The organism is Actinoalloteichus caeruleus DSM 43889 (genome assembly GCF_000429185.2).
Classification (GTDB): Bacteria; Actinomycetota; Actinomycetes; order Mycobacteriales; family Pseudonocardiaceae; genus Actinoalloteichus_B; species Actinoalloteichus_B caeruleus.
Map to the genome: position 1 here is coordinate 442,433 of NZ_AUBJ02000001.1, position 11,860 is coordinate 454,292.

10 protein-coding genes are annotated in these 11,860 nt (G+C 73.1%); 8 read left to right on the forward strand and 2 right to left on the reverse strand.

Annotated features, from left to right (window positions below; translation table 11 throughout):
- Positions 1-8: 8 nt before the first annotated feature.
- From cysD to G443_RS01875, 7 genes are all read left to right on the forward strand, one after another.
- Entirely contained in the window at positions 9-950 is a 942-nt protein-coding gene (gene cysD / locus G443_RS01845) for a sulfate adenylyltransferase subunit CysD (RefSeq protein ID WP_103056567.1), read from the forward strand.
- A complete protein-coding gene (locus G443_RS01850; RefSeq protein ID WP_051314413.1) occupies positions 950-2,272 on the forward strand; it encodes a sulfate adenylyltransferase subunit 1 in 1,323 nt (440 codons plus the stop codon). The genes cysD and G443_RS01850 overlap by 1 nt, the downstream gene beginning before the upstream one ends.
- Positions 2,269-3,342, forward strand: coding sequence for an ABC transporter substrate-binding protein (locus tag G443_RS01855; protein ID WP_051314412.1), 1,074 nt, complete (start codon positions 2,269-2,271; stop codon positions 3,340-3,342). Before G443_RS01850 ends, G443_RS01855 begins: the two co-directional genes overlap by 4 nt.
- 86 nt (positions 3,343-3,428) lie before the next feature.
- The gene (locus G443_RS01860) at positions 3,429-4,244 is read left to right on the forward strand and encodes an ABC transporter ATP-binding protein (RefSeq protein WP_026420701.1); all 816 of its coding nucleotides are present in this window, start codon (positions 3,429-3,431) and stop codon (positions 4,242-4,244) included.
- A complete protein-coding gene (locus G443_RS01865; RefSeq protein ID WP_026420700.1) occupies positions 4,231-5,124 on the forward strand; it encodes an ABC transporter permease in 894 nt (297 codons plus the stop codon). The genes G443_RS01860 and G443_RS01865 overlap by 14 nt, the downstream gene beginning before the upstream one ends.
- Positions 5,125-5,433: 309 nt before the next feature.
- The gene (locus G443_RS01870; protein WP_026420699.1) at positions 5,434-7,227 is read left to right on the forward strand and encodes a thiamine pyrophosphate-requiring protein; all 1,794 of its coding nucleotides are present in this window, start codon (positions 5,434-5,436) and stop codon (positions 7,225-7,227) included.
- Between the two features lie 198 nt (positions 7,228-7,425).
- A complete protein-coding gene (locus G443_RS01875; protein WP_026420698.1) occupies positions 7,426-8,346 on the forward strand; it encodes an alpha/beta fold hydrolase in 921 nt (306 codons plus the stop codon).
- A gap of 31 nt (positions 8,347-8,377) precedes the next feature.
- Here the strand turns inward: G443_RS01875 and G443_RS01880 are convergent, their stop codons facing one another.
- Positions 8,378-8,947, reverse strand: a complete 570-nt coding sequence (locus G443_RS01880; protein ID WP_051314410.1) for a DEAD/DEAH box helicase family protein — start codon at positions 8,945-8,947, stop codon at positions 8,378-8,380.
- Between the two features lie 334 nt (positions 8,948-9,281).
- Here G443_RS01880 and G443_RS01885 point away from each other — a divergent pair, with 334 nt between their 5' ends.
- Positions 9,282-10,019: a P-loop nucleotide/nucleoside kinase family protein gene (locus G443_RS01885; RefSeq protein ID WP_253860284.1), complete on the forward strand. Its 738-nt coding sequence runs from the start codon at positions 9,282-9,284 to the stop codon at positions 10,017-10,019.
- A 789-nt stretch (positions 10,020-10,808) separates the two neighbouring features.
- Here the strand turns inward: G443_RS01885 and G443_RS01890 are convergent.
- Positions 10,809-11,753, reverse strand: a complete 945-nt coding sequence (locus G443_RS01890) for a ribokinase (RefSeq protein ID WP_026420696.1) — start codon at positions 11,751-11,753, stop codon at positions 10,809-10,811.
- Positions 11,754-11,860 lie beyond the last annotated feature (107 nt).

The window sequence follows — 11,860 nt, forward strand, 5'->3', positions numbered from 1 at the left end:
GAGTCGAGATGACCATCCACGCGACAACCCCCGCGGGTGGGGGTGCGGCCGAGTCCCGGACGGCACCCGCTCCGCGCGCGCTCGAGTCGGAGGCGATCCACGTCTTCCGGGAGGTCGCGGGTGAGTTCGACCGGCCGGTGATCCTGTTCTCCGGTGGGAAGGACTCCACGCTGCTCGTCTGGTTGGCGATCAAGGCGTTCTGGCCGGCGCCGGTGCCCTTCCCGCTGCTGCACGTCGACACCGGGCACAACTTCCCCGAGGTCCTGGAGTTCCGGGACCGCCTGGTCGCCGAGCACGGCCTGCGGCTGGTCGTCGCCGAGGTCGAGCACTGGCTGGCCGACGGCCGACTGGTCGAACGCCCCGACGGCACCCGCAACCCGCTCCAGACGGTGCCGTTGCTGGACAGCATCGCCGAGCACCGGTTCGACGCGGTCTTCGGCGGGGGCCGCCGGGACGAGGAGCGGGCCAGGGCCAAGGAGCGGGTCTTCAGCCTGCGCAACTCCTTCGGCCAGTGGGAGCCCCGCCGGCAGCGCCCGGAGTTGTGGAACCTGTACAACGGTCGCCACCAGCCCGGGGAGCACGTCCGGGTGTTCCCGCTGTCGAACTGGACCGAACTCGACGTCTGGGCCTACATCGCGCGGGAGGGCGTGCCGCTGCCCTCCCTGTACTTCGCCCACGAGCGGGAGGTGTTCGCCCGCGACGGGATGTTGCTGACCAGTGGGCCGTGGGGTGGGCCTCGGGACGGTGAGGCCGTCCGCCGCGCCACGGTCCGCTACCGCACCGTCGGTGACGGTTCCTGCACGGGGGCGGTGGAGTCCACCGCCTCGACGGTGGACGAGGTGATTGACGAGGTCGCGGCCAGCCGGTTGACCGAGCGCGGGGCGACCCGCGCCGACGACCGGCTCTCCGAGGCCGCCATGGAGGACCGCAAGAAGGAGGGGTACTTCTGATGGGCCAACTTCTCAGGCTGGCGACGGCGGGAAGCGTGGACGACGGCAAGTCCACCCTCGTCGGGAGGTTGCTCTACGACACCAAGTCGGTGCTGGCTGACCAGCTCGACGCGGTGCACCGGGCGAGCGTGGACCGGGGCCTGGCGACGCCGGACCTGTCCCTGCTGGTCGACGGGCTGCGCTCCGAGCGGGAGCAGGGCATCACCATCGACGTCGCCTACCGCTACTTCGCCACGCCCCGCCGGTCCTTCGTCCTGGCCGACACCCCCGGTCACGTGCAGTACACCCGCAACACCGTGACCGGTGCGTCCACGGCCCAGCTGGCGGTCCTGCTGGTGGACGCCCGCAAGGGGGTCGTGGAACAGACGCGTCGGCACGCCGCCGTCCTGGCCCTGCTCGGCGTGCCCCGGCTGGTGCTGGCGGTGAACAAGATCGACCTGGTCGACTACCACGAGCAGACGTTCGTGCTGATCGCCAAGGATTTCACCGCGCACGCGGCCGCCCTGGGGTACCAGGACGCCGACGTGCTGAGCGTTCCGGTGTCGGCGCTGGTCGGTGACAATGTCGTCGACCGCTCCGACCGCACCCCGTGGTACCAGGGGCCCACGTTGTTGGAGCACCTGGAGACGGTTCCCGCCGAGGAGGAGCGGCCGAACGCGCCGTTCAGGTTCCCCGTCCAGTACGTGATCCGGCCACGGACCCCCGAGCACCCGGACTACCGGGGTTACGCGGGCCAGGTGGCGGCCGGTTCGGTGGCCGCCGGCGACGAGGTCCTGGTCCTCCCGGGCGGCCAGCGGTGCAGGGTGGACCGGGTCCACACCGCGGACGGGGACGTTCCCCGCGCGGTGGCCGGCGAGTCGGTGACGGTGTTGTTGTCCGAGGATGTCGACATCGCTCGTGGCGACCTGTTCGCCGCCGTCGACCGGCCGCCCCGCCTGACCGACGAACTGGACGCGACGGTGTGCTGGCTCGCCGACCAGCCGTTGCGCCCGGGCGCGAGAGTGTTGGTCAAGCACGGTACCCGGACGGTGCACGCCCTGGTGGCCGATCTGCTCGCCCGGTTCGACGAGCAGCGGCTGGAGAGCACGGCCGATCCGGATTCGGTCCGCCTGAACGAGATCGCCCGGGTCCGTGTCCGGACCGCGCGTCCGCTCGCCGTGGACGACTACCGCGCATGCCGGCGCACGGGCGCCTTCCTGGTCATGGACCCCGTCGACGGGTCGACCCTGGCGGCGGGGCTGGTGGGGAGCCCGCTGCCGCTGCCCGGCCACGCACGGCCGGCGGGACGGGGTGAGCCGGTTGACGGCGTCGGGTCGTCATGAACCGGGTCCCGGTCGGCTGGTGGCGGGCGTGGGGCGTGCTCCTGCTGGTGACGGCGGTGGCGTGTGGCGCGTGTGCTCGGGCGGCCTCCACCCCGTCCTCGGTGGGGGACGAGGGCCCGGCGGCGGAGTTGCGGATCGGTTACTTCCCGAACGTCACGCACGCTCCCGCGTTGCTCGGCGTCGGCGGTGGCTTCCTCGAACGCGAGCTGGGCCGCACCGAGTTGGTCCCGCAGACCTTCAATGCCGGGCCTGGTCTGGTCAACGCCCTGCTGGGTGGGTCGGTGGACCTGGCGTTCCTCGGTTCCGGTCCGGCGATCAACGCCTACGCCAAGTCCGAGGGAGAGGTCCGGTTGGTGGCCGGCGCGGTGTCGGGCGGTGCGCGACTGGTGGTGCGGGAGGGCATCGACACCGCGGTCGAGCTGCGGGGGCGGACCCTGGCGGTCCCCCAGGTGGCCGGGACGCAGGACATCGCGCTCCGCAAGTGGCTGGGCTCGGAGGGGTTGGGGGTGGGTGACGGAGCGGGGGAGGTGCGGATCGCCCAGCTGGCCAATCCGCAGACGTTGGACGCGTTCCGCGAGGGGCGGATCGACGGCGGATGGCTGCCGGAGCCGTGGGCGTCCCGACTGGTGGTGACGGGTGGGGCGAGGGTGTTGGTCGACGAGCGGGACCTGTGGCCGGGGGGACGTTTCCCCAGCACGGTGGTCGTGGTGCGGGACGAGTTCGCCCGGCGCCACCCGGACACCGTGGTCGCTGCCCTGCGGGGTGTGCTCGCCGCCATCGAGTGGGCCGGGACCAGGCCAGGGGAGGCGCTCACGCTGCTCCAGGACACGGTTGCCGCGCTCACCGGCGGTGAACTGCCCGAGGTGGTGGTGGCCGAGGCCCTGGAGGCCGTCGAGATGACGGTCGACCCGCTGCCCGAGCTCCTGCCGGAACTCGCGGCCGACTCCGTCGCGGCCGGTGTCCTCCGGGACGACGTCGACCTCGACGGGTTCGTCGACCTGACCCTGGTGGAGCGGGCGGCGGCGGGGCCGGCGGCCACGTCCTCCGTCGGTACCGACGGAGGTGGCTGACCGGGTTTCCCGTCACCGAGCACTGCCGTTGCGCCCCTCCGCCGTACTCGTCCCGCCATCGGTTCCGGGACATCGAGGAGTTGACGATGACTGCCACAGCTCAGCTCACCCCGAACGTCCGCGTTCCCCACGCGGTGCGACTCACTGGCGTCCGCAAGACCTTCAGCCGGGGAGCTGATTCCGTTCCGGTGCTCGACGGGGTGGACCTCGAGGTCGGTCCCGGGGAGTTCGTCTGCCTGCTCGGAGCGTCCGGGTGCGGCAAGAGCACGATGCTGAACCTGGTCGCCGGCCTGGACGTCCCGACCGAGGGAACGATCAGCCCGGGCTGGCGCCGACCGGCCATGATGTTCCAGGACGCGGCCCTGTTGCCGTGGTTGACGGCGGCGCGCAACGTGGAGCTTCCGCTGCGGCTGGCCGGGGTGGGACGGGCGCGACGTCGGGCGCGGGCCGAGGAACTCCTCGGCCTCGTGCGGCTGTCGGGTGTCGGGGGCCGGCGTCCCCACGAGTTGTCGGGCGGTATGCGGCAGCGGGTGTCACTGGCCAGGGCGCTCGCGTCGATCGACACGCCGCCACCGGCCGGGGCCGGTGAGATGGGGCCGGGCGGTGCCGGGTGCCCGCTGCTGCTGATGGACGAGCCGTTCGCGGCGCTCGACGCCATCACCAGGGATGTCCTCCAGTCGGAGTTGCTCCGGGTGTGGCGGGCCAACGGGATGGCCGTGCTGTTCGTCACCCACGACGTGCAGGAGGCCGTGCGGTTGGGGCAGCGGGTCGTGCTGCTCTCGTCCCGGCCGGGTCGGGTGCACCAGGAGTGGCGGACGGCGGACGTGACCGACAGGGACGGGCTGATCCGTGACATCACCGGCCGGCTGCGGGAGGTGATCAGCGCCCATGCCACGGTCTGAACCGGACCCGACCGGAACCTCGACCCGATCGGGTGAGGGCGATGTCGGGGCCGGGTTGGACGCCCTGGACATGCCCGTGGCGGAGCGGCGGTCGAGGACGCGGCTGGCGGCGGTGCTTCCCCCGCTGGTGGCGTTGCTGGCCCTCGTCGTTCTGTGGCAGGCGCTCTGGGCGACCGCCTGGTTGCCCGAGTACCGGTTGCCCGCGCCGCTCGCCGTGTGGGAGGTCTTCTGGGCCCTGGTGGAGGACGGCCAGGTGTGGGGCATCCTGTGGACGTCGGTGCACCGCGCCGTGCTGGGGTTCGCGGTCGGAATCCTGATCGCGACCCCGTTGGGGCTGCTCGTGGCTCGGGTGCGGTTGGTGCGGGCGGCGATCGGTCCGCTGCTGATCGGTCTGCAGAGCCTGCCCTCGGTGGCGTGGGTTCCGGCGGCCGTCCTGTGGTTCGGCCTCACCGACGCCGCCATCTACTTCGTCGTGCTGTTGGGGTCGGTGCCCTCCATCGCCAACGGTCTCGTGTCGGGAATCGACCAGATCGACCCCGCCCTCCCCCGAGTGGGCCGCGTGTTGGGCGCCCGGCGACTGGCCGCCGCACGGCACGTCCTGCTCCCGGCGGCGCTTCCCGGGTACCTGGGCGGTCTGAAACAGGGGTGGGCCTTCTCCTGGCGATCGTTGATGGCCGCCGAGCTCATCGCGATCTCGCCGCAGCTGGGGGTCGGGTTGGGCACGTACCTCAGCCAGGGGCAGGCGTTCAACGACATGCCGGTGGTGATCGCGGCGATCCTGCTGATCCTGTTGGTGGGCATGGGGATCGAACTGCTCGTCTTCCGCCCGGTGGAGCGGTCGGTGCTGCGGGCACGGGGCCTGGCGGGTGGTCTGGGGTGAGGGGGGCGGAGTCGTCGCCGTGGCCCTGCCGCCGGGGCCGGGCCGAACGTTCCCGCGAGGGCGGGCAGGTGTGAGCCGGAGGCTGGTGGGTAGTCCTCGGGCACGGGTGGCGGTCGCTCCGCGTCGCGGAGAGCGCGGGCCGGGGACACCTGGCGGAGTGGTCGCGCCCGCCCTCGGTGTTCCGGACCGACCGGCGGCTCTCCTCCCCGGTGGGTGGTGCTCCTGGCCCAGTCGTCGGGGTATGAGCGCCGGAACGACCAGCCGCGCCCCTATCGCACGGAGTCCGGGAACGACAGGAAAGGGTGTGGCATGAGCGAGACCGTGGGTGACTACCTGGTTCGGCGGCTGCGGGACTGGGGGGTGCGGCAGGTCTTCGCCTATCCGGGGGATGGCATCAACGGCATCGTCGCCGCCTTCGGCCGGGCTGACAACCAGCCCCGCTTCGTGCAGGCACGCCACGAGGAGATGTCCGCCTTCCAGGCCGTGGGGTACGCCAAGTTCAGCGGCCAGGTCGGTGTGTGCCTGGCGACCTCGGGGCCCGGGGCGATCCACCTGCTCAACGGCCTCTACGACGCCAAGCTCGACCACGTCCCGGTGGTGGCCATCGTCGGGCAGACCGACCGCAGCGCGATGGGCGGCAGCTACCAGCAGGAGGTCGACCTCCAGACGTTGTTCAAGGACGTGGCCAGCGAGTACCTGGTGGAGGTCAACGTCGCCGAGCAGTTGCCCAACGCCCTGGACCGGGCCATCAGGGCGGCCGAGGCGTCGCGTTCCCCCACGGCGCTGATCGTCCCCGGTGACCTCCAGGAGGAGGAGTACACCCCGCCCCGGCACGAGTTCAAACAGGTCCCGTCGAGCCCGCCCAGCCACGTCCGGTCGGCCGTGTCGGCGCCGGAGAGCGACATCGCCGCCGCGGCCGAGGTGCTCAACGCGGGGGAGCGGGTGGCGATCCTGGTCGGGCAGGGCGCCAGGAACGCCGCCGCCGAGGTCCGCGAGGTCGCCGACCTCACCGGGGCCGGAGTGGCCAAGGCCCTGTTGGGCAAGGACGTCCTGCCCGACGACCTGCCCTACGTGACGGGCGCGATCGGCCTGTTGGGGACGCGGCCGAGCTACGAGATGATGCGGGACTGCGACACGCTGCTGATCGTCGGTTCCAACTTCCCGTACTCCCAGTTCCTCCCGAAGTACGGGCAGGCCAGGGGCGTGCAGATCGACATCGACGGCCGCTTCATCGGGATGCGGTACCCGACCGAGGTCAACCTGGTCGGCGACGCCGCCACCACCCTGCGCGCGTTGGCGCCCCTGTTGCGGCGACGCGAGGACTCCGGGTGGCGGGGGACCATCGAGAGGAACGTGGCCGACTGGTGGACCACGGTGGACCGGCAGGCCGCCGTTCCGGCCAGGCCCGTCAATCCGATGCGGGTGGTCTCCGAGCTGTCCAGGCGCCTGCCCGACAACGCGATCGTCACCGCCGACTCCGGCTCGGCCGCCAACTGGTACGCCCGCAACCTGCGGATCCGCGGTGACGTCCGGGGTTCGCTGTCCGGGACCCTGGCGACGATGGGGCCGGGGGTCCCCTACGCGATCGGCGCGAAGTTCGCCCATCCCGAGCGGCCGGTCGTGGCGCTCGTCGGGGACGGGGCGATGCAGATGAACGGCCTGGCCGAACTCATCACGATCGCCCGGTACCGGAACCTGTGGTCGGACCAGCGTTGCGTCATCTGCGTCTTCCACAACAACGACCTGAACCAGGTGACCTGGGAGCTGCGCGCGATGGGGGGTGCCCCGAAGTTCGAGGAGTCGCAGACCCTGCCGGACGTCGACTACGCGGCCTTCGCCCGTTCGCTCGGGTTGACGGCGATCACCGTGGACGATCCGGAGGACCTCGGAGCGGCGTGGGACCGGGCCCTGAGCGCGGCCACCCCGACGGTGCTCGACGTCCACTGCGACCCGGAGGTGCCGCCGATCCCGCCGCACGCCACCGCCGAGCAGGTGCGGTCGGTGACGGAGGCCGTGCTGAAGGGAGACCCGGAGGCCTTCCACATGATCGCGCAGGGGCTGCGGACCAAGGCGCAGGAGTTGCTTCCCGGGCAGCGGGGCTGAGGCGGATCGCCAGCCGGTCCTGGTGGGGCGGGACCGCCCCAGGCCCGTGGTCGGCGGGCCGTGGGATGGGCCGCCGATCGAAGCGGGGAGGGCGCCGGCCGGGTGCCGGAGCGGCTCGGACAGTATCCCACACCGGGTCCCGCCGCTCGGCGGTGTTGGGCGCTGGAGCGCGGCACGGCACCCGTTAGGGTCCCGCGCATGGCAGCGGAGAACGGCACCTTCGTCCACTCCGGTCCGGTCCGCCTGTGGGCCAGGCGGGTCGGTGACGTGGAGCATCCCCCCGTGCTGCTGGTGATGGGGACCTCGGCGTCGTCGGTGCTGTGGCCGCCGGAGCTGGTGGACCGGCTCCTCGCCGCCGGTTGCCAGGTAGTCCTCTTCGACCACCGGGACACCGGGCTGTCCGACACGGTGGACTTCGAGCGCGATCCCTACACCGTCGCCGACATGGCGGGTGACTGCCTCGCCGTCCTGGACGCCTTCGGCATCGCGTCGGCCCACGTGGTGGGGATGTCGCTCGGGGGGACCATCTGCCAGTGGCTGGCCGTCCACCGCCCTGACCGGGTCCGCGGCCTGACGGCGGTCATGACGTCCCCGCTGGGCGAGGACCCGGAACCGGCCTGGCGGCGGGCGCTGGCGGGCCAGGATCCCGATCCGGGGGCGCTTCCCCCGCCCGCGCCCCGGTTCCTGCGCCATCTCGCCGCTCGCGCCGAGACCGGGGGCGAGACGCGTGCGGATCGCGTCGAGTCCGCCACCGAGACGTGGCGGGTCCTCCACGGGGAGGTGCTCCCCTTCGACGAGGCCGAGGCACGTCGGGTGTCGGCCCTCGGGTATGACCGGGACCGCGACCCGAACTCCGGGGACAACCACGCGCTGGCGGGGCGGATGACCGAGGACCGGCGGGTGGACCTGTCCCGGATCGCCGCGCCGACCCTGGTCGTGCACGGCACCGAGGACCCCGTTCACGCGGTGGAGCACGGCCTGCGGCTGGCGGCGTTGATCCCCGGCGCGCGGCTGCGCGTCGTACCGGGGATGGGGCACGGGCTGTTCTCCCCGGGACTGCCGACGACCGTGGCTGATCTGGTGGCCGGACACGTCGCTGACGTCGAGCGCCTCGGCTGAGCCGGAGCCGCCGTGGTGGGAGCGGCGGGGCTCAACCCGTCGGGGTCGGCGGGGGCGGCGCGGACCGTTCCTGGGCGGGTGGCCAGCCTGCGAGCACCTCCCGGGCCACCTCGGGGACGGACCGACCCGTGGTGTCGACCACCACCGTGTCGGGTCGGCCGGTGCGTCGTCGGATGGTCTCCACCTGGCGTGCGGTGCGGACCAGTTGCTCCTCGGCGCCGGACCCCACCTCGCGGCGGAGGACGCGGTCGGCCAGGGTCGACTCGTCCGCGGTGAGGCGAGCGACGGTGAAGGCGGCTCCGGGAACGGCGTGGGCGATCCAGGGCAGTTCCGAGGCGATGTCGGCGAAGACCCCGGTGAGGACGAGGCGGCTGTGACCGGCGGCGGCGAAGTTCCCCCAGATCGCCGCGAGGTTGCTGCCGGCCAGGCCGGCGCCGGGTGAGTCCGGTGGGGGCTGGGGGTGGACGCGGTCCAGTTCGTCGGTGTCGATCAGGGCGTGCGGCACGTCGCGGGCGGCGAGCAGGCGACCGATCTCGTAGGCGGTCGTCGTCTTGCCCACCCCGGCCGGTCCGCGGAGCACGAGGACGTGAACGGGTTCCACGTCCGGGATTCTGCCGGTGGCGGGAGGGTTGGGGCCATCGGATATCGCCGTGGTCCGCGCGGCCGGGATGGGAGCCCACCGTGTTCCCCGGGGAGAGGGTGCGGGCGGTGGTTGGGTGGCGGAGCGCCCGTCAGCGGTGAGGTGGGGCTGGAGATCGCGGTTCCCCGGAACCGGTCCGAAGGGCGGCAGCCGTGAGCCGCTCGTGGGCTGGGACGCGGGTGGCGGAACGGGTGACGCGGGGCGCCGGGGGAACGGGACCGCGCGGCCGGAGGGAACATGATCGACACCACTCCGGGGTGGGGAACATTCGGGTGGATTCGGCCGTTCTGTGGCCATGCGTCCTGCCAGTCCTGAATTGACCGAATTTCACGCGGTTCTCACGCGGAATGATCTCGTTGTGGTCGCGGGACTGCCAGGAGCCGGAAAGAGCACATTGTTGCGGAACGCCGAGAACACCGTCGGCGCGGTCATTCTCGACTCGGACCAGATGCGGAGCTGGCTGGGGACGACCCTGCCCTCGTGGGTCGGCTACCGTTGGTACCGGCCGCTGGTGCATCTCTGCCACCACGCCCGCATCGCGGTGTTCTGCGCGCTCAGCGCGCACCCGGTGGTCGCGCACGAGCCGGCCACCCGGATCAGCACCCGGGTGGTGCTGCTCCTCGTGGGTGCGCTGACGGGACGGACCTGTCATTTCGTGTGGGTGACCGCACGGGTGGGGGAGGCATTGGAGGGGCAGCGGGCGCGAGGTCGGGTCCTGGGGCGGCCGTCCTTCGCGCACCACGTGCGCCGGGCCCGGCGGGTGGAGCGGGCGTTGTTGGGGGTCGCATCCGGGGATGGCGGTCGGTCACCGTGCTCCGGAGGCCGGACACCGGTGCCCGGCTCGTCCTGCGGAGGCGGTGACCGCACCGCTGGTCGCACCCTCGACCCTGGGTCTTCCTCGTCCCGTTCGGTTCGGGGAGAAGCCGGGTCAGCGCGGCCAACGGGCCGTGGGCGGGCGTTCGCGTCGTCTCGCGGCGACCCGTGCGCTGGGGGCCCAGCACCCGGCCCAGCACCCACTCGTCGTTCGAGGTGAGCACGGCCCCCGTGCGGCACCGGAGGTCCGGGGGCCGTGGCGGGCGGAGCCCACCCCTCGGCCAGCGCGGAGGGGGCGGTCCAGCCGGCCGTGGAGTCCCCTGGTGCTCCGCGCGGGCGCGCCGTGGCGTCCCCAGGGGCGGGTCGGTGAGGTGAGGACGATCGCCTCAGGCCGACGCCGACGCCGACGGGGTCGAGGGCGTCGAGGGCCAGCGGGCGGTCGAGCAGGGCCGCCACGTCCGCCCCTGGAGGCGCCGCTCGCGGAGGACCCCGGTGTGGGGACGTCGAGTGCGGCGACCAGGTTCCTGGGGTCCTCGTCCAACACCACGTCCAGCGGGTTCCGCTGGGAATCGAAGTAGTGGTGGAAGGAGGTCCTGCTCCTGCCGAGGGAACGGATGATTCGATTCAGGTATCATATTCGTAGCACGATTCCGGGAATTCCTGTTCGACGGTGGTCAGCAATCGTGGTCGCCGGTCCGGCGGTACGGATCCTTGTTTTCCCGGCGCGCGGCCGCGGGTTGGATTCGGGTGTGGACCGGCTGGTCCCCACCGGCTTCCCCTGCCTATCGGTCGGGTGTGGACCGCGTTGCCTGCCCGCCCCGGCGAGCTCCCCCGGCTGGTGACCGCCTCGTGGCCCGCGCCGGGTCTCGGACGGCACCGGCTCCTTCGACGGCCCCCGTACCTCGGCAGCGGGGGTGGTCGACGGGGCCGACGTCCCAGCCGGCCGACGTCCCAGCCGGCCGGCGTTCGGCCGTGCCCCGGGGGGAAGCCGGCTGTCCCCGCTTCCCGCTCAGGTCGGGCCGAGTTCGGCGGAACGGGCGAACGACGGCTGCGCGCCGGGCCTGGTCACCGAGAGGGCCGCGGCGCGCACGGCGGTCCGCGCGGCGTCGATCAGCGACGCGCCACCGGCCAGCCGTGCCACTAGCGCCCCCGCGAAGGCGTCGCCCGCTCCGGTCGAGTCCACGGGCCGCACCGGGGGAGCGGGCACCATGATCGGCTCCGCGTCCCGCTCCGCGACCACGGCCCCCGCCGGGCCGAGCGTCACCACCGCGGAACGCGGCCCGAGGGCCAGCAGGTCACGGGCGGTTCGCCGCGCCCGCACCGAGGGCGGTCCGGTCGCCTCGGCGCCGGGGGGACCGGGCAGTGCGGCGGCGAGCAGGTGGGACGCCTCGTGTTCGTTGACGATCAACGGGTCGAGGGCACCCAGGACCTCACCACCGAGGTCGGCGACAGGGGAGAGGTTGACCACGACCCGCACCCCGGCCTCGGTGGCCACCCGCACGGCCCGCCGCACGGCGGGGAGCGGCACCTCCAGGGAACAGGTGAGCACCGTCGCCGTGGCGATCCGGTGCGAGGCCGCGTCCACGTCGGCCTCGGAGACCGAGGAGTTCGCCCCCGGTGCCACGACGATCGAGTTCTCCCCGTCCGCCGTGACGGTGATGTAGGCGACGCCGGTGGGCCGCTCGTCGTCGCGCACCAGGTCGGTACCGACGCCGGCGTCCCGCAGTGACGCGCGCAGCAGGTCACCGTGCTGGTCCGTGCCCACGGCGGCGAGGAGGGACACCCGGCCGCCCAACCTGGCCGCGGCCACCGCCAGGTTGGCCCCCTTCCCCCCGGGGGCCACCGTGGTGTCCGAGCCGAGCACGGTCTCGCCCGGGCCGGGACGGCGGTCCACGGTGACCACCAGGTCCGCGTTGGCCGAACCGACGACCAGGACACCACCACGCTCGTCCACCAGCGCCCCCTCGCGCTCTCGATCGATCGGTCGGCCGTCGTCACCGGGCACCCCGCGACCCGTCGCCCGCCGGGCCGGCACGGTGCCCGGCCCGGGGCGGGAACCCT